Source organism: Streptomyces sp. DT2A-34 (genome assembly GCF_030499515.1).
Taxonomy (GTDB): domain Bacteria; phylum Actinomycetota; class Actinomycetes; order Streptomycetales; family Streptomycetaceae; genus Streptomyces.
Map to the genome: position 1 here is coordinate 6106243 of NZ_JASTWJ010000001.1, position 18044 is coordinate 6124286.

An 18044-nucleotide genomic window follows, 5' to 3' on the forward strand; every position below is an offset into this window, starting at 1 on the left:
CTGACCAGGCACATCCACACACCCGCACGCACCGCACACACCACCCCAGAAGGGACCCCTCATGCCGCTGGAAGCCGGCCTCCTGGAGATCCTCGCCTGCCCGGCCTGCCACGCCCCCCTCAAGGAGCAGGACGCCGAGCTGGTCTGCACCGGCCAGGACTGCGGCCTGGCGTACCCGGTCCGCGACGGCATCCCCGTTCTGCTCGTTGACGAGGCCCGCCGCCCCGCGTAACACGACGCCACGGCCACGACCACCGGCGCAAAGACGACCGGTCCCCGTCAAAACGACAAGCCGACCACCGCCGTACGGACATCCGGCCACGGCCACCGGCATGAGCCCACAGCCGACCGGATACAGACCTCCCAGCCACCGGCCACCGGCATACAGACCAAGCCACCGGCACAGAGGCACCCCGCCAGGCGCACACCATCCGGCACCCCGCCGACGGCGACCAGCAACCAGTGGCGAGCGACGAGCAACGAGCACGGCCAATGGGCGATGGGCAACCGCAAAAAAACAGCCCCCCGCCCGCATAAAGACACCACCCCCGCGCCAAGACAACCAAAGACCCCCCGCGACCGAGCAAAGACCCCGTCGAACACACCCGCGCAGAAACACGCCCCAGACGACCCGGCGATCGGAGGCTGCCGCCCATGCTCGACGAATCGCTGCTGGACACGCCGAAGGCGCTCGCAGAGGCCGACCGCCGTGCCCTGCTGCGCGGCGCGGCCGAAGCAGGCGCCCGTGTCCGCACCGCCGCCCGGCACGCCGCCGAGTCCGGCGTCCACGACCTCAAACCCGACGGCCGCCCCCGCGCCATCCTCATCGCGGGCCCCGGCGCCGCCGCCATCTGCGTCGCCGACCTCCTCGGCACGCTCGCCGGCGCCACCAGCCCCGTCACCCGACTGGCCCCGGCCGGTGTCGCCCCCGCCGCGGGCGCCCTGCGCTGGGAGCTGCCCGGCTGGGCCGGCTCCGTGGACCTGCTGCTGATCACGACCCCCGACGGCTCCGAGCCGGGCCTGTCCCTGCTCGCCGAGCAGGCCTACCGCCGCGGTTGCACGGTCGTCGCCGTGGCCCCGGCCGACTCCCCGCTCACCGAGGCGGTGCACAACAACCACGGCCTGTTCGTGCCGATGGCGACGGCCCCGTACGAGCAGGACGAACCCCTCGCGGCCTCCGCCCCCGGTGTCCTGTGGGCGCTGCTCACCCCGCTGCTGGCGCTCCTCGACCGCACGGGCCTGCTCACCGCCCCGCCCGACGCCATCGAGAAGGTCGCCGACCGCCTCGACCACATCGCCGAACGCTGCGGCCCCGCCACCGCGACCTACAGCAACCCCGCCAAGACCTTGGCCGCCGAACTCGCCGACACGCTCCCGCTGATCTGGACCGAGGGCGTCTCCGCCGGCCCGGCCGGCCGCCGTCTCGCCGCCGCGCTCGCCGAACTCGCCGGCCAGCCCGCCCTCGTAGCCGAGCTGCCCGAAGCGCTCGCCTCGCACAACGCCCTGCTCGCGGGCCCGCTCGCGGGCAGCGCCGACCCCGACGACTTCTTCCGCGACCGCGTGGAGGAGGCACCGGCCCTGCACGCGCGCGTGGTGCTGCTGCGCGATCGCCCGCTCGGCGGCCTCACCGCCGCGCCCGCCGCCCGGGACCTGGCCCTCAGCCATGACACGCCGATCAGCGAACTCGAGCCGGAGCCCGGCGGCGAACTCGAGACCCTCGCGGAACTGATCGCCATCACGGATTTCGCCGCCGTTTACCTGGCGCTCGCCTCGGGAGCCTGATCTTTCTCAGGACGCCTGACAGCCGTACGCACAAGGAATCAGCAGCCGTACACAAGGCGAACCCGGCGTCCTACCGAAGCGACTCCGAAGCGACTCCGAAGCGACTCCGAAGCGACTCCGAAGCGACTCCGAGCCCCCGAAGAGCCGCCAAGAGCCACCCAAGCGCCCCCGAAGAGATCCCGAAGCGACCCCGAAGAGACCCGGCGTCACGCACAGAGAGCAGGCAGAAAACCGCATGGACCGCCTCGACAACACCATCCGCCCCTACGCCTGGGGCTCCACCACCGCGATCCCGAAGCTCCTCGGCATCGAGCCGACCGGCGAACCGCAGGCGGAGATGTGGATGGGCGCGCACCCGGGGGCACCCTCGCGTACCGAGCGCGGGACGCTCGTCGAGGTCATCGAGGCAGACCCGGAGCGCGAGCTGGGCGCCACGGCCGTGGCGAAGTTCGGCCCGCGCCTCCCCTTCCTCCTTAAGATCCTCGCCGCCGGCGCCCCGCTCTCCCTCCAGGTGCACCCCAACCTGGCGCAGGCGAAGGAGGGTTACGACGACGAGGAGCGCCGCGACATCCCCGTGGACGCCGGCCACCGCAACTACAAGGACGCCAACCACAAGCCCGAACTGATCTGCGCGCTCACCGAGTTCGACGGCCTGTGCGGCTTCCGTGACCCGCTCCGGGCCGCCGACCTGCTGGACGGCCTCGGCGTCGACTCCCTCAAGCCGTACGTCGACCTGCTGCACGCACACCCCGAGGAGGCGGCGCTGCGTGAGGTCCTCACCGCCGTACTCACCGCCGACCCGGACGAGATGGCCCATACCGTCGCCGAGGCCGCGGCCGCCTGCTCCCGCCTCGGCGGCGACTACGCCCCGTACGCCGACATCGCCCACCACTACCCCGGCGACCCCGGCGTCATCGCCGCCATGCTCCTCAACCACGTCCGCCTTCAGCCCGGCGAGGCCCTGTTCCTCGGCGCCGGCATCCCGCACGCGTACCTCAACGGCCTCGGCGTCGAGATCATGGCCAACTCCGACAACGTCCTGCGCTGCGGCCTGACCCCCAAGCACGTCGACGTCCCCGAACTCCTGCGCATCGTCCGCTTCGAGGCGGGCGACCCGGGCGTGCTGCGCCCCGAGGCCGCCCCGGACGGCGAGGAGGTCTACGAGACCCCGATCGACGAGTTCCGGCTGTCCCGGTACGTCCTCCCGGAGGGCACCGCCGCGCACGACCTCACGCGCGTGACCCCGCAGATCCTGCTCTGCACGGCGGGTTCCGTCCGCGCCGGTGAGCATGAGCTGACCCCCGGTCAGTCCGTCTTCGTACCGGCGGGCGAAAAGGCCGAAGTGTCCGGGGCCGGTACGGTCTTCCGGGCCACGGTCGTGGCCTGACCGGGAGCCGTCCGGCCACCCGGCGCGTCACTGTCGGACCAGGCTGCAACAATGGCCCACCGGCAAAGGACGGGCAAAGCCGATGGGGCGCACGCTCCCCTCGGCGAGGCCCTGGACGGCGCACCGGCGTACGTACGAAGGCCATGAAGGCCACGAAGGCTCAGAAGGCTCCGAAGGCGAAGGGACAACGCGACACATGAGCGCGTCAGGCGGTACCAAGGCGATCGTGGCGGCACTCGCCGCCAACCTCGCGATCGCGGCAGCGAAGTTCGTTGCGTTCGCGTTCAGCGGCTCGTCGTCGATGCTCGCCGAGGGCGTGCACTCGCTCGCCGACTCCGGCAACCAGGCCCTGCTGCTGGTCGGCGGCAAGAAGGCCAAGCGCGAGGCGACCCCGCAGCACCCCTTCGGCTACGGCCGCGAGCGCTACATCTACGCCTTCCTGGTCTCGATCATCCTCTTCTCCGTCGGCGGCATGTTCGCCCTCTACGAGGGCTACGAGAAGATCAAGCACCCGCACGAGATCGAGCACTGGTACTGGCCGGTCGGCGTCCTCGTCTTCGCGATCATCGCCGAGACCTTCTCCTTCCGGACGGCCATCAAGGAGTCCAACGTCCTGCGGGGCAGGAAGTCCTGGAAGGAGTTCGTCCGCCACGCCAAGGCCCCCGAGCTGCCCGTCGTCCTCCTGGAGGACCTCGGCGCGCTGGTCGGCCTGGTCCTCGCCCTGGGGGGCGTCAGCCTGGCTCTGCTCACCGGCGACGGCGTCTGGGACGGCATCGGCACCATCTGCATCGGCGTCCTGCTCGTCCTGATCGCGGTCGTCCTGGCCATCGAGACCAAGTCGCTGCTGCTCGGCGAGTCCGCGGGCGTCGAGGAGACCAAGAAGATCGGGGCCGCCATCGTCGACGGCGACAAGGTCACCGGCATCATCCACATGCGCACGCTCCACCTCGGCCCCGAGGAGCTCCTGGTCGCCGCCAAGATCGCCGTCCAGCACGACGACACGGCCACCGAGATCGCCTCCGCCATCGACGCCGCCGAGGCCCGCATCCGCGAGGCCGTCCCGATCGCCCGCGTGATCTACCTCGAGCCCGACATCTACAGCGAGGCCGAGGCAGCCAAGGGCGCGGACCGCGAGGCGACGCCCGGCGGGCCGACGTCGCACGGCGCCGAGCACTGATTCCCGTACGACAGCTCTCCGTACGGCACCTGTCCGTACGGCGACGGGGGCCCGCCGAGTCGATCGGCGGGCCCCCGTCGCGTATCCCTGCGGTCGGCGGATCCGTCAAAAGTGCTGCGGCCACAGGGCAACCTGCGCCGCCGGCCGCCGCCGTACGCCCCGTGCCGTGATCCCGAGGACGAGCCCGACGATCGCGAGGAGAAGCCCGAGCAGCGTGGCCGCGGCGAGCAGCATCGGCCCCACATAGCGGTCGGTCACCCGGCCCACGACCGCACCGACGGGCACCGTCCCGCCGTGGTCCTCGGCGAAGAAGCGGGAGTCGCGCGAGTTCTGACGGTGGTCGCCGAGCAGGAACAGCCGGCCTTCCGGCACCGTCACGTCGTATGGGCGGTGCATCCCGTCGGCGATGCCGTCCTTCACGTACGGCTCCCTGAGCGGCTTGCCGTTGACGGTGATCCGCTCCCGCGCCGTGTCCATGCCTTCGCAGCAGACGATGCGGTCGCCACCCACGCCGATGACGCGCTGCATGGAGGCCCGGTCCTGGTAGCGCTCCGGCGCCGTGTACAGCACGACGTCGCCACGCCCCACCTCGTCCGCGCCCACGCGCTCGACGACGATCCGGTCACCGATGTCGTACGTGGGTCGCATGTTCTCGCTCGACACGCTGGACAGCACATAACCCGTCCGCAGCCACAGCACGGACCCGATCACCAGCATCAGCCCCAGAGGGCCCAGCACCCACGCGGTGACCGCGAGTCTTCGTCCCTGCTCCATCAGCACTTCCTCCCCAGGCGGAACGTCCGCGACGGCAGCAAGCAGCCGCCCTCCGTGCAGCGTCCGCGCGGGCCCCCGGCGTTACGGCCGCGGGCCCGCACTTCGCCCTCTCCCCCGGGCGTCTCGCCCGCTTCTGCCTGTTTGTCTCCTCCTGTTTGTCGCCTCGGCTACTGGATCTCGCTCAGCACACCGAGCACCGCGGATTCGTCCCCGGCCGCCAGCAGCCGCTCCCGGAACCCCGCGCCCATCAACTTCCGCGACAGCAGCGCCAGAATCCGCAGATGCTCGTCCCCCGCGGCCGCCTCCGGTACGGCGATCATGAACACCAGCCCCGCCTTCGTACCGTCCAGCGAGCCCCACTCGACGCCCTCCGCGGACCGCGCGAAAGCGACGACCGGCGCGGTCACCGCATCCGTCTTGGCATGCGGAATCGCGATCTCCTCCCCGAGCCCGGTCGTCCCCTGCGACTCCCGCCGCAGCGCGGTCGCCACGAGCTCGTCCACGTCCGCGACCTTCCCGGTCCGTGCCAGCAACTCGGCCATCTCCCGGATCGCGGACTCCTTGCCGGCCGCAACGAGTTCGACCTTCACGGTCTGCTCGGTGAGATAGCCGGAGAGGACCTCGACCGGGGCGGCGCCTGCGTTGTCGACCGCCTCTGACTCGCGCTCTGACTCATGTACGACCCGCTGCGCCGCGACGGCACCGGCGGCACCCGGCCCTTCGCCGACGGCACCAGCGCCAGGCCCTCCGACGCCCGCCCCGACCAGCGCGGGCTCGGGCCCGGCCGTACCCGCACCGGCGAGCGCCTCCCCACGCCGCCTGCGCTCGCCCAGGTCGACCAGAGTGACCGTCGTCAGCGCGGTGAAGACAGAGCCGATCACCACGGCCACGAAGAACATCGGCACGCCGCTCACCGCGCCCAGCACGGCCACGATCGGCCCGCCGTGCGGGACCGCGTCCTCGACGCCGGCGACCCCGGCGATCGCACCGGCCATCGCGCCGCCGAGCATGTTGGCGGGGATGACCTGCGCGGGCCGCGCCGCGGCGAACGGGATCGCACCCTCGGAGATGCCGAAGCAGCCCATGAACAGCGAGGCGAGCCCCGTCTCCCGCTCCTGCTCGGTGTACAGCCGCTTCCGTATCAGCGTGGCCAGACCCTGACCCAACGGCATGACCGGGATGGCGGCCGCGCACATGCCCATGACCGTCTGGTTGCCGGTCGCGATGAGCCCGGCGCCGAACAGGAACGCCGTCTTGTTGACCGGCCCGCCCATGTCGAACGCGATCATCAGCCCGAGAACCGCACCGAGCAGGATCGCACTCGTGCCGGTCATCCCGCTGAGCCAGCTGGTCAGGTGCTCGAACACCCAGGAGATCGGCTTCCCGATGACGTAGATGAAGAACAGCCCGAGCGCCGTGGTCGCCACGATCGGGATCACGATGATCGGCATGATCGGCCGCACGAACTTCGGGACCTTGACCTTCTTGATCCACAGCACCAGATACCCGGCGAGGAACCCGGTCACGATCGCCCCGATGAACCCGGCACCCGCCTTGGAGTCGTACAGCGAACCCGTGTTGGCGATCCAGCCACCGATCATGCCCGGCACGAGCGCGGGCCGATCCCCGATGGCATACGCGATGTAGCCGGACAGAACCGGCACCATCAGCGTAAAGCCGATGACGCCGATGTTGTTGATGTCCATCCAGAAGGAGTCCTTCGGGATGACCAGACCGCCCGACGGGTCCGTGTGCCCGCCCAGCGAGAGCGAGATCGCGATCAGCAGCCCGCCGACCACGACGAACGGGATCATGTAACTGACCCCGTTCATCAGCGCCTTGTACCCGACGCTCCGCTCCTTGCCGCCGGCCGCGGGGGTCGTAGTGGAGCCCGCGGCCGTGTGCACGGGCGCCGCCAGCACCCGCTCGATCAGCCGCTCGGGGTGGTGAATGCCCTCCGCCACCCCGACCGTGAGGACCCGCTTGCCCGCGAAACGGCTCAGGTCCACGTCCTTGTCCGCGGCGACGATGATTCCGTCCGCGGTGCTGACATCGTTGTCATCGAGGACGTTTTCAGCCCCGATGGACCCCTGGGTCTCCACCTTCATCTCGATACCGCGGCTCTCGGCAGCCTGCGCGAGCTTCTCCGCCGCCATGTACGTGTGCGCGATGCCGGTCGGGCACGCTGTCACCGCGAGCAGCTTCAACCGCTTGCGCTCGCCACCGCCGCTGCCCTTGGGGGGAGGGTCGGCCGGACTTGTCACGTCGATCTCCTAACGCCTTTGTCATGCGGAAACGCCGTCCCGGACATCCCGCAAGATCGATCAGATCTTCCGATTCCCTGGCATCCTGCACCACCCCACCGCAGGCTCAAAGGCGCAAAGGTCCCGCATCATCCCGGTCTGCGGGCTCCTGTTCGCGGTTCGTTGGTGTCCTGTTATCGCCCCCGCATCCGACCGTCACCTGACCTCCCGCCCACCCGTGAACGCCCCCTCGTCCGTCCCCACCCGACTCCCGTGATGGCCTGATCTGTTCGGAGGCGGACTGGGGACGGCCGGGCCTCCCGGTGTAGCTTGGGACAGAGCCAGACGTCGCTGCTGATGGCGGTCGGGCGGTCCCGACAAAGGACCGGCCGAGGGAGAGAGGGCCTCCGACGAACTGCGCTGCGCGTACGCGGGCATGCCTGTGTCCTCTTCGGGCACCCCGGTGTCCGCCGCCGCGCAGACCAGCCGTACCCACCCTCGACCCAACCCCCGAGGAGCAGCTCGTAATGACGACTGTCGAGAACCGACAGGACTTCAAGGTCGCCGATCTCTCCCTGGCCGAGTTCGGCCGCAAGGAGATCACCCTCGCCGAGCACGAGATGCCCGGCCTGATGTCGATCCGCAAGGAGTACGCCGAGGCGCAGCCGCTGGCCGGCGCCCGCATCACCGGCTCCCTGCACATGACCGTGCAGACCGCCGTCCTCATCGAGACCCTGGCCGCCCTGGGCGCGCAGGTCCGCTGGGCGTCCTGCAACATCTTCTCCACCCAGGACCACGCCGCCGCCGCGATCGCCGTCGGCCCGAACGGCACGCCCGACAACCCCCAGGGCATCCCGGTCTTCGCCTGGAAGGGCGAGACCCTGGAGGAGTACTGGTGGTGCACGGAGCAGGCCCTGACCTGGCCGAACACCCCCACCGGCGGCCCGAACATGATCCTGGACGACGGCGGTGACGCCACCCTCCTCGTCCACAAGGGCGTCGAGTACGAGAAGGACGGCAAGGTCCCGGACGTCGACACCGCCGAGTCCGACGAGCACCGCGTCATCCTCGAACTCCTGCACCGCACCATCACGGACGGCTCGCAGAAGTGGACCCAGCTGGCCTCCGAGATCCGCGGCGTGACCGAGGAGACCACGACCGGCGTCCACCGCCTGTACGAGATGCAGCGCGACGGCGTCCTCCTTTTCCCGGCGATCAACGTCAACGACGCTGTCACGAAGTCGAAGTTCGACAACAAGTACGGCTGCCGCCACTCCCTGATCGACGGCATCAACCGCGCCACCGACGTCCTGATCGGCGGCAAGACCGCGGTCGTCTGCGGCTACGGCGACGTGGGCAAGGGCTGCGCGGAGTCCCTGCGCGGACAGGGCGCCCGCGTGATCGTCACCGAGATCGACCCGATCTGCGCCCTGCAGGCGGCGATGGACGGCTACCAGGTCACGACCCTCGACGAGGTCATCGACAAGGCCGACATCTTCATCACCACGACCGGCAACAAGGACATCATCATGGCCTCGGACATGGCCAAGATGAAGCACCAGGCGATCGTCGGCAACATCGGCCACTTCGACAACGAGATCGACATGGCCGGCCTCGCCAAGGTCCCGGGCATCGTCAAGGACGAGGTCAAGCCGCAGGTCCACACCTGGACCTTCCCCGACGGCAAGGTGCTCATCGTCCTCTCCGAGGGCCGCCTGCTGAACCTGGGCAACGCCACCGGTCACCCGTCCTTCGTGATGTCCAACTCCTTCGCGGACCAGACCCTGGCCCAGATCGAGCTGTTCACCAAGCCGGACGCCTACCCGACCGGTGTGTACACGCTGCCCAAGCACCTGGACGAGAAGGTCGCCCGCCTCCACCTGGACGCGCTCGGCGTGAAGCTGACGACGCTCCGCCCCGAGCAGGCCGCGTACATCGGCGTCGAGGTCGAGGGCCCGTACAAGCCGGACCACTACCGGTACTGAGCCGAGCCGCTGCCGCGTGCACTGGCACGCCCCTCAGCAGCAGATCCTCAGAGGCAGGCCCCCGCACCCCCGTGCCGGGGGCCTGCCCCATTGGCCCGCGTGGCCACTTCGGCCGTGTGGCCGGACCAGCCCGTCAAGACCCAGGACTCCGATGCCCCGCGGCCGTTATTCGCTCCACGATCCGCACGATCACACCCCCCTCGCAGAAGAGCACTTCCACTGCGCCCCCGGCCCTTCCGGCTGGCGCTACGTCTCCCAGCTGACCACCCCTGCGGGCGATCACAGCGGCTCCGTCGACCTCGCCCTGGACGAACTCGGCCGCCCCATCCGTCTCGAACTGCACGCGGCCGGCTGGCAGGTACGCGGCGCCGCCCTCGACGGCGTCACGTGGGTCCGCACCGACCCCACCGGGGCTCACGCCACGGAAGGCAATGTGCGCGCCCATGCCTTCACCGGCGTATCCCCCGCGTTCCTCATCGCCACCACTCGCCTCCTTCGCCTCACCCCTTCCGCCTCGGCGACCCGCGTACGCCTCGTGGCCTTCACAGACCCGGTCCTCGCCCCGCGCACCGTGGACCAGTCCTGGGCCTTGGTGAACAGAGAAACACACGCCACTGACAACGCCCCCCTGACCGTGGACGAGTACCAGGTCACGGCCCTGGACACGGGTGAGCAGCACGCCGTACACATCGCGGGCGACGTGGTCCTCGCGGCACCCGGCATCGAACTGGAGGACCTGGACTCGCCACCGTCGACGTTCGCTTGAGCGACGCCGGGCAGATGGGAAGGCCAGGCGGGGGCAGGCAGGCAGGGAGCCGGCGCGGAGAGCGGGCCCGGGCGCGGGCAGTTCGGCAGGGTCGAGCAGCCGGACATGCCGAACCGCCGATCGTTGCGGCACCCCGTGCTTACCCGTAGAGGCGCTACGCCGGCGGGACGAAGCCGGTGGTGCGCCGGTCGGTCGACGGCGCCTCCTCCGGCGCCGAGACCTGCTGCACCGCGTCCTGCGGTACCTCGGAGCGATCCCCTTCCGCCCGACCTGAGGGCTGAGCGCCGAGCGGAACCTCCCCTGCGCCGTACGCGCCGGGCAGAGGCGGAGCAGCGGCGGGCGCCATGACCGGCGGGCCGTACGCCCCAGGCGCACCAGCCGCAGCACCCGCATCACCCCCTGGGCTCATCCCACCCACAGGGGGAGCACCGCCTACCGCGCCGGCACCCGCAGCCGCCCCACCCACAGTCCACCCATTGCCGAACGCACGCCGCGCCTCCCGCGCTTGCCGCTCCTGGAGAACCGCCGCGAGATATGCCGCCGGCGGCACCTCCTGGGGCGCCGGAGTGCCCGTACGCGCCGCAAGGTCCGTCGCGAGCCGCTCCGCCATGCTCCGTCCGACCTGAGGGTCGAGTTGCTGCATCCGCGTCAGGTACTGACGAATGGCCAGCCACAGCCCATCCGGAACCGCCGACAGGTCAAGCCCCGAGAACCGTCCGGCCAACCACGGCGGAGGCGGAGGAACGAAGCCCGTCCGGGCGAGGGGCACCCGTTCCCGTACGACGAGAGTTCCGGCGAACACGTCACCGAGCCGCCGCCCACGCGCGGACACCAGCGAAGCGATGACGGCGACGACGCCGAGCGTCATCAGAATCTCGATCACACCTATGAGGCCACGCACCAGAGCGTGCCGGAACCGGATCGGTCCGCCGTCGTCCCGCACTACCCGCAGCCCGCACGCCAACTTCCCAAGGGAGCGCCCGTGGCTGAGCGTCTCTACCGAGATCGGCCCGCCGACCAGCAGCAGAACGAACATCGCGATCGACAGCGCGGTCTGCGCCGCCTCGTCCAGAGAAGCAGTGGCCGCCACCACCCCAATGGTCACGACGATGTAGGCGATCACGGCCACGGCCAGATCCAGCAGGACGGCCAGCGCCCTGCTGGGCAGCTTCGCGGGGCGCAACTCCAGCGCCACCGCCTCGCCCGTCACCAGTTCACTCACGCGGTCTGTCCTTCCCCTGACCTGCCCCTGGAATGGCCAGTCTGCCAAGCTGAGGGCGCATTGCGTCGCAGTACGACAAGCTGACATCTACGACGAGTCGCCGACGAACAGCCGGGGAGCAGGAAAGCAGATGGACCTCGACGTCTTCGTCACCGCCCACCGAGCCGAGTGGGACCGCCTCGACGCCCTGCTCGGGCGCCAGCGCCGCCTCACAGGCGCTGAGGCCGACGAACTCGTCGCCCTCTATCAGCGCACAGCCACCCACCTCTCCCTGATCCAGTCCAGTGCCCCAGACCCGCAGCTGACGGGCCGGCTCAGCCAATTGGTGGCACGCGCGCGTAGCGCCGTGACAGGCACGCGACGCGCCTCCTGGCGCGATGTCACCCGCTTCCTTGGCCACGGCTTCCCAGCCGCGGTCTACCGATCGCGCCACTGGTGGGTACCCACAGCGCTCCTGTCCACCCTCGTCGCGGCTCTCCTGGGCTGGTGGATAGGCACGCACCCCGAAGTACAGGCGACCATCGCGGCCCCCAGCGAACTGCGCGAGCTCACCCGCCCCGGCGGCCAGTACGAGACGTACTACTCCAGCCACCCCGCAGCCTCCTTCGCGGCCCAGGTCTGGACGAACAACGCCTGGGCCGCCGCCCTGTGCCTGATACTCGGCGTCTTCCTCGGCCTCCCTGTGCTCTGGATCCTCTTCCAGAACATGCTCAACCTCGGTGTCGGCTTCGGCCTGATGTCCTCGGCAGGACGCCTGGACACCTTCCTCGGCCTCGTCCTGCCGCACGGCCTCCTCGAACTGACCGCGGTCTTCGTTGCCGCCGGAACAGGCCTACGCCTCGGTTGGACCCTCATAGACCCGGGCCCCCGTACCCGACGCTTCGCCCTCGCCGAGGAAGGCCGAGCCGCAATCGGCATGGCTATAGGTCTCGCCCTGGTCCTCTTCGTCTCCGGCGCCATCGAAGGCTTCGTCACCCCGTCGGGCCTGCCCACGTGGGCGCGCATCAGCATCGGTATCGCCGCTGAGCTGGCCTTCCTCGCCTACGTCTATGTCCTCGGCGGACGTGCCGCCCGCGCCGGTGAGACGGGGGACGTCGAGGCGTCCGAGCGAAGCGCCGCCGTGCCGACGGCCGCCTGATGTGCGACCACCCCTGCTGAGCTGCTAGTCTCCTCCTCGCCCCACAAGAGCCGTTGACACGGAGCGCGTGGGGAGGTAGATTCGAACAGTTGCCTGGAAGAGGATGTACATCCCACCCGGGCGGAGTGAGCATCTGTCTGCTTCAGTGGAACATCGATTCCCAAGAAGCCCCTCCCCATGATTTCGGAAATGAGTGGCCGGTCAGTTTGGTCCGAAACTTCTGATAAAGTCAGAGTCGCCGGAAAGGGAAACGCGAGAGCGGGAACCTGGAAAGCACCGAGGAAATCGGACCGGAAAAGGATCTGATAGAGTCGGAAACGCAAGACCGAAGGGAAGCGCCCGGAGGAAAGCCCGAGAGGGTGAGTACAAAGGAAGCGTCCGTTCCTTGAGAACTCAACAGCGTGCCAAAAATCAACGCCAGATATGTTGATACCCCGTCTCCGGCCGGATTACCGGTTGGGGCGAGGTTCCTTTGAAAAAACACAGCGAGGACGCTGTGAACGGTCGGGCTTATTCCGCCTGACTGTTCCGCTCTCGTGGTGTCGTCCCGATTACGGGAAAACATTCACGGAGAGTTTGATCCTGGCTCAGGACGAACGCTGGCGGCGTGCTTAACACATGCAAGTCGAACGATGAACCACTTCGGTGGGGATTAGTGGCGAACGGGTGAGTAACACGTGGGCAATCTGCCCTGCACTCTGGGACAAGCCCTGGAAACGGGGTCTAATACCGGATATGACCGTCTTGGGCATCCTTGATGGTGTAAAGCTCCGGCGGTGCAGGATGAGCCCGCGGCCTATCAGCTTGTTGGTGAGGTAATGGCTCACCAAGGCGACGACGGGTAGCCGGCCTGAGAGGGCGACCGGCCACACTGGGACTGAGACACGGCCCAGACTCCTACGGGAGGCAGCAGTGGGGAATATTGCACAATGGGCGAAAGCCTGATGCAGCGACGCCGCGTGAGGGATGACGGCCTTCGGGTTGTAAACCTCTTTCAGCAGGGAAGAAGCGAAAGTGACGGTACCTGCAGAAGAAGCGCCGGCTAACTACGTGCCAGCAGCCGCGGTAATACGTAGGGCGCAAGCGTTGTCCGGAATTATTGGGCGTAAAGAGCTCGTAGGCGGCTTGTCACGTCGGGTGTGAAAGCCCGGGGCTTAACCCCGGGTCTGCATTCGATACGGGCTAGCTAGAGTGTGGTAGGGGAGATCGGAATTCCTGGTGTAGCGGTGAAATGCGCAGATATCAGGAGGAACACCGGTGGCGAAGGCGGATCTCTGGGCCATTACTGACGCTGAGGAGCGAAAGCGTGGGGAGCGAACAGGATTAGATACCCTGGTAGTCCACGCCGTAAACGGTGGGAACTAGGTGTTGGCGACATTCCACGTCGTCGGTGCCGCAGCTAACGCATTAAGTTCCCCGCCTGGGGAGTACGGCCGCAAGGCTAAAACTCAAAGGAATTGACGGGGGCCCGCACAAGCAGCGGAGCATGTGGCTTAATTCGACGCAACGCGAAGAACCTTACCAAGGCTTGACATACACCGGAAACGGCCAGAGATGGTCGCCCCCTTGTGGTCGGTGTACAGGTGGTGCATGGCTGTCGTCAGCTCGTGTCGTGAGATGTTGGGTTAAGTCCCGCAACGAGCGCAACCCTTGTCCTGTGTTGCCAGCATGCCCTTCGGGGTGATGGGGACTCACAGGAGACCGCCGGGGTCAACTCGGAGGAAGGTGGGGACGACGTCAAGTCATCATGCCCCTTATGTCTTGGGCTGCACACGTGCTACAATGGCAGGTACAATGAGCTGCGATACCGTGAGGTGGAGCGAATCTCAAAAAGCCTGTCTCAGTTCGGATTGGGGTCTGCAACTCGACCCCATGAAGTCGGAGTTGCTAGTAATCGCAGATCAGCATTGCTGCGGTGAATACGTTCCCGGGCCTTGTACACACCGCCCGTCACGTCACGAAAGTCGGTAACACCCGAAGCCGGTGGCCCAACCCCCTTGTGGGGAGGGAGCTGTCGAAGGTGGGACTGGCGATTGGGACGAAGTCGTAACAAGGTAGCCGTACCGGAAGGTGCGGCTGGATCACCTCCTTTCTAAGGAGCACTTCTTAGCCGGGCTTGCCTGGTTCAGAGGCCAGTACATCAGCGAGTGTCTGATGCTGGTTGCTCATGGGTGGAACGTTGATTATTCGGCCGGGTTCACGGGTCGGAGGCTGCTAGTACTGCTCGCAAGAGTGTGGAACGCATGATCTTCGGACGGGAGCTGGCCGGGCACGCTGTTGGGTATCTGAGGGAATGATTTCCCTCGTGATGCCGGCCCCAGTGCACTCCAGCCTTTGGTTGGGGGTGATGGGTGGCTGGTCGTTGTTTGAGAACTGCACAGTGGACGCGAGCATCTGTGGCCAAGTTTTTAAGGGCGCACGGTGGATGCCTTGGCACCAGGAACCGATGAAGGACGTGGGAGGCCACGATAGTCCCCGGGGAGTCGTCAACCAGGCTTTGATCCGGGGGTTTCCGAATGGGGAAACCCGGCAGTCGTCATGGGCTGTCACCCATACCTGAACACATAGGGTATGTGGAGGGAACGCGGGGAAGTGAAACATCTCAGTACCCGCAGGAAGAGAAAACAACCGTGATTCCGGGAGTAGTGGCGAGCGAAACTGGATGAGGCTAAACCGTATACGTGTGAGACCCGGCAGGGGTTGCGTATGCGGGGTTGTGGGATCTCTCTTCTGTTGTCTGCCGGCAACAGGACGAGTCAGAAACCGTTGATGTAGGCGAAGGACATGCGAAAGGTCCGGCGTAGAGGGTAAGACCCCCGTAGTCGAAACGTCAGCGGCTCGTTTGAGAGACACCCAAGTAGCACGGGGCCCGAGAAATCCCGTGTGAATCTGGCGGGACCACCCGCTAAGCCTAAATATTCCCTGGTGACCGATAGCGGATAGTACCGTGAGGGAATGGTGAAAAGTACCCCGGGAGGGGAGTGAAATAGTACCTGAAACCGTGTGCCTACAAGCCGTGGGAGCGTCGGAAGCAAGCTTGCTTGTTTCTCGTGACTGCGTGCCTTTTGAAGAATGAGCCTGCGAGTTTGCGGTGTGTTGCGAGGTTAACCCGTGTGGGGAAGCCGTAGCGAAAGCGAGTCCGAATAGGGCGTTTTAGTAGCGCGCTCAAGACCCGAAGCGGAGTGATCTAGCCATGGGCAGGTTGAAGCGGAGGTAAGACTTCGTGGAGGACCGAACCCACCAGGGTTGAAAACCTGGGGGATGACCTGTGGTTAGGGGTGAAAGGCCAATCAAACTCCGTGATAGCTGGTTCTCCCCGAAATGCATTTAGGTGCAGCGTCGTGTGTTTCTTGCCGGAGGTAGAGCACTGGATAGGCGATGGGCCCTACCGGGTTACTGACCTTAGCCAAACTCCGAATGCCGGTAAGTGAGAGCGCGGCAGTGAGACTGTGGGGGATAAGCTCCATGGTCGAGAGGGAAACAGCCCAGAGCATCGACTAAGGCCCCTAAGCGTACGCTAAGTGGGAAAGGATGTGGAGTCGCAGAGACAACCAGGAGGTTGGCTTAGAAGCAGCCACCCTTGAAAGAGTGCGTAATAGCTCACTGGTCTAGTGATTCCGCGCCGACAATGTAGCGGGGCTCAAGCGTACCGCCGAAGTCGTGTCATTCACACAATAGGGCCAACGCCTGTGTGGATGGGTAGGGGAGCGTCGTCTGCCGGGTGAAGCAGCACCGGAAGGTAGTTGTGGACGGTTGACGAGTGAGAATGCAGGCATGAGTAGCGATACACACGTGAGAAACGTGTGCGCCGATTGACTAAGGGTTCCTGGGTCAAGCTGATCTGCCCAGGGTAAGTCGGGACCTAAGGCGAGGCCGACAGGCGTAGTCGATGGATAACCGGTTGATATTCCGGTACCCGCTGTGAAGCGTCAAACATTGAATCCAATGATGCTAAGTCCGTGAAGCCGCCCTGGAGCCTTCGGGCAAAGGGGAGTGGTGGAGCCGACGAACCTATCTGGTAGTAGGTGAGTGATGGGGTGACGCAGGAAGGTAGTCCATCCCGGGCGGTGGTTGTCCCGGGGTAAGGGTGTAGGACGTCAGGTAGGTAAATCCGCCTGGCAATAGTCTGAGACCTGATGCCGAGCCGATTGTGGTGAAGTGGATGATCCTATGCTGTCGAGAAAAGCCTCTAGCGAGTTTCATGGCGGCCCGTACCCTAAACCGACTCAGGTGGTCAGGTAGAGAATACCGAGGCGTTCGGGTGAACTATGGTTAAGGAACTCGGCAAAATGCCCCCGTAACTTCGGGAGAAGGGGGGCCACGCTTGGTGATGAGTCTTGCACTCTGAGCTGGGGGTGGCCGCAGAGACCAGCGAGAAGCGACTGTTTACTAAAAACACAGGTCCGTGCGAAGCCGTAAGGCGATGTATACGGACTGACGCCTGCCCGGTGCTGGAACGTTAAGGGGACCGGTTAGTCACTCTTCGGGGTGGCGAAGCTGAGAACTTAAGCGCCAGTAAACGGCGGTGGTAACTATAACCATCCTAAGGTAGCGAAATTCCTTGTCGGGTAAGTTCCGACCTGCACGAATGGCGTAACGACTTCTCGACTGTCTCAACCATAGGCCCGGTGAAATTGCACTACGAGTAAAGATGCTCGTTTCGCGCAGCAGGACGGAAAGACCCCGGGACCTTTACTACAGTTTGATATTGGTGTTCGGTTCGGCTTGTGTAGGATAGGTGGGAGACTTTGAAGCGGGCACGCCAGTGTTCGTGGAGTCGTCGTTGAAATACCACTCTGGTCGTGCTGGATGTCTAACCTGGGTCCGTGATCCGGATCAGGGACAGTGTCTGATGGGTAGTTTAACTGGGGCGGTTGCCTCCTAAAGAGTAACGGAGGCGCCCAAAGGTTCCCTCAGCCTGGTTGGCAATCAGGTGTTGAGTGTAAGTGCACAAGGGAGCTTGACTGTGAGACCGACGGGTCGAGCAGGGACGAAAGTCGGGACTAGTGATCCGGCGGTGGCTTGTGGAAGCGCCGTCGCTCAACGGATAAAAGGTACCCCGGGGATAACAGGCTGATCTTCCCCAAGAGTCCATATCGACGGGATGGTTTGGCACCTCGATGTCGGCTCGTCGCATCCTGGGGCTGGAGTCGGTCCCAAGGGTTGGGCTGTTCGCCCATTAAAGCGGTACGCGAGCTGGGTTTAGAACGTCGTGAGACAGTTCGGTCCCTATCCGCTGTGCGCGTAGGAGTCTTGAGAAGGGCTGTCCCTAGTACGAGAGGACCGGGACGGACGAACCTCTGGTGTGCCAGTTGTTCTGCCAAGGGCATGGCTGGTTGGCTACGTTCGGGAGGGATAACCGCTGAAAGCATCTAAGCGGGAAGCCTGCTTCGAGATGAGGACTCCCACCCACTTGATGGGGTAAGGCTCCCAGTAGACGACTGGGTTGATAGGCCGGATCTGGAAGCACCGTGAGGTGTGGAGGTGACCGGTACTAATAGGCCGAGGGCTTGTCCTCAGTTGTTCGCGTCCACTGTGTTAGTTCTGAGGCAACGACCGTGTTTTTTCCG

10 protein-coding genes and 2 rRNA genes are annotated in these 18044 nt (G+C 66.3%); 9 read left to right on the forward strand and 3 right to left on the reverse strand.

Going from position 1 to position 18044, the window contains the following annotated elements:
* Positions 1 to 61 precede the first annotated feature (61 nt).
* The 4 genes from QQM39_RS27445 (at position 62) to QQM39_RS27460 (ending at position 4346) form a co-directional block, all read left to right on the forward strand.
* Positions 62 to 232: a Trm112 family protein gene (locus QQM39_RS27445; RefSeq protein WP_225074871.1), complete on the forward strand. Its 171-nt coding sequence runs from the start codon at positions 62 to 64 to the stop codon at positions 230 to 232.
* A 422-nt stretch (positions 233 to 654) separates the two neighbouring features.
* Positions 655 to 1782, forward strand: a complete 1128-nt coding sequence (locus QQM39_RS27450) for an SIS domain-containing protein (protein WP_302000215.1) — start codon at positions 655 to 657, stop codon at positions 1780 to 1782.
* 235 nt (positions 1783 to 2017) lie between these two features.
* The gene (manA, locus tag QQM39_RS27455) at positions 2018 to 3169 is read left to right on the forward strand and encodes a mannose-6-phosphate isomerase, class I (protein WP_302000216.1); all 1152 of its coding nucleotides are present in this window, start codon (positions 2018 to 2020) and stop codon (positions 3167 to 3169) included.
* A 196-nt stretch (positions 3170 to 3365) separates the two neighbouring features.
* A complete protein-coding gene (locus tag QQM39_RS27460) occupies positions 3366 to 4346 on the forward strand; it encodes a cation diffusion facilitator family transporter (protein WP_302000217.1) in 981 nt (326 codons plus the stop codon).
* Positions 4347 to 4451: 105 nt separating this feature from the next.
* On the opposite strand, the gene lepB is transcribed toward QQM39_RS27460, so the two are convergent.
* Both lepB and QQM39_RS27470 read right to left on the reverse strand, forming a co-directional pair.
* Positions 4452 to 5120: a signal peptidase I gene (gene lepB / locus QQM39_RS27465; protein WP_302000218.1), complete on the reverse strand. Its 669-nt coding sequence runs from the start codon at positions 5118 to 5120 to the stop codon at positions 4452 to 4454.
* 167 nt (positions 5121 to 5287) lie between these two features.
* On the reverse strand, positions 5288 to 7384 hold the full coding sequence (locus QQM39_RS27470; RefSeq protein WP_302000220.1) for a fructose-specific PTS transporter subunit EIIC: 2097 nt from the start codon (positions 7382 to 7384) through the stop codon (positions 5288 to 5290).
* A gap of 506 nt (positions 7385 to 7890) precedes the next feature.
* Between QQM39_RS27470 and ahcY the strand changes: the two genes are divergently transcribed.
* Together ahcY and QQM39_RS27480 are read left to right on the forward strand one after the other, a co-directional pair.
* Entirely contained in the window at positions 7891 to 9348 is a 1458-nt protein-coding gene (gene ahcY / locus QQM39_RS27475) for an adenosylhomocysteinase (protein WP_302000221.1), read from the forward strand.
* Positions 9349 to 9499: 151 nt separating this feature from the next.
* On the forward strand, positions 9500 to 10114 hold the full coding sequence (locus QQM39_RS27480; protein ID WP_302000222.1) for a hypothetical protein: 615 nt from the start codon (positions 9500 to 9502) through the stop codon (positions 10112 to 10114).
* Positions 10115 to 10268: 154 nt separating this feature from the next.
* Here QQM39_RS27480 and QQM39_RS27485 read toward each other — a convergent pair whose 3' ends face one another.
* Positions 10269 to 11336, reverse strand: a complete 1068-nt coding sequence (locus QQM39_RS27485; RefSeq protein WP_302000223.1) for an RDD family protein — start codon at positions 11334 to 11336, stop codon at positions 10269 to 10271.
* Positions 11337 to 11466: 130 nt separating this feature from the next.
* On the opposite strand from QQM39_RS27485, the gene QQM39_RS27490 reads away from it, so the two are divergent.
* The 3 genes from QQM39_RS27490 to QQM39_RS27500 all read left to right on the forward strand — a co-directional run bounded on the left by QQM39_RS27490 (position 11467) and on the right by QQM39_RS27500 (position 17992).
* Complete coding sequence (locus QQM39_RS27490; RefSeq protein ID WP_302000225.1) at positions 11467 to 12474, forward strand: stage II sporulation protein M; 1008 nt, start codon at positions 11467 to 11469, stop codon at positions 12472 to 12474.
* A gap of 564 nt (positions 12475 to 13038) precedes the next feature.
* Positions 13039 to 14566: ribosomal RNA gene (locus tag QQM39_RS27495) — 16S ribosomal RNA — on the forward strand.
* Positions 14567 to 14872: 306 nt separating this feature from the next.
* A 23S ribosomal RNA gene (locus QQM39_RS27500) occupies positions 14873 to 17992 on the forward strand.
* Together the 16S and 23S rRNA genes form the textbook arrangement of a ribosomal RNA operon.
* Positions 17993 to 18044 lie beyond the last annotated feature (52 nt).

Bases quoted from the DNA above. Each gene is read 5' to 3' on its own strand.
- QQM39_RS27445 (WP_225074871.1), top strand. From the start codon at position 62: ATGCCGCTGGAAGCCGGCCTCCTGGAGATCCTCGCCTGCCCGGCCTGC.
- QQM39_RS27450 (WP_302000215.1), top strand. From the start codon at position 655: ATGCTCGACGAATCGCTGCTGGACACGCCGAAGGCGCTCGCAGAGGCC.
- manA (WP_302000216.1), top strand. From the start codon at position 2,018: ATGGACCGCCTCGACAACACCATCCGCCCCTACGCCTGGGGCTCCACC.
- QQM39_RS27460 (WP_302000217.1), top strand. From the start codon at position 3,366: ATGAGCGCGTCAGGCGGTACCAAGGCGATCGTGGCGGCACTCGCCGCC.
- lepB (WP_302000218.1), bottom strand. From the start codon at position 5,120: ATGGAGCAGGGACGAAGACTCGCGGTCACCGCGTGGGTGCTGGGCCCT.
- ahcY (WP_302000221.1), top strand. From the start codon at position 7,891: ATGACGACTGTCGAGAACCGACAGGACTTCAAGGTCGCCGATCTCTCC.
- QQM39_RS27480 (WP_302000222.1), top strand. From the start codon at position 9,500: ATGCCCCGCGGCCGTTATTCGCTCCACGATCCGCACGATCACACCCCC.
- QQM39_RS27490 (WP_302000225.1), top strand. From the start codon at position 11,467: ATGGACCTCGACGTCTTCGTCACCGCCCACCGAGCCGAGTGGGACCGC.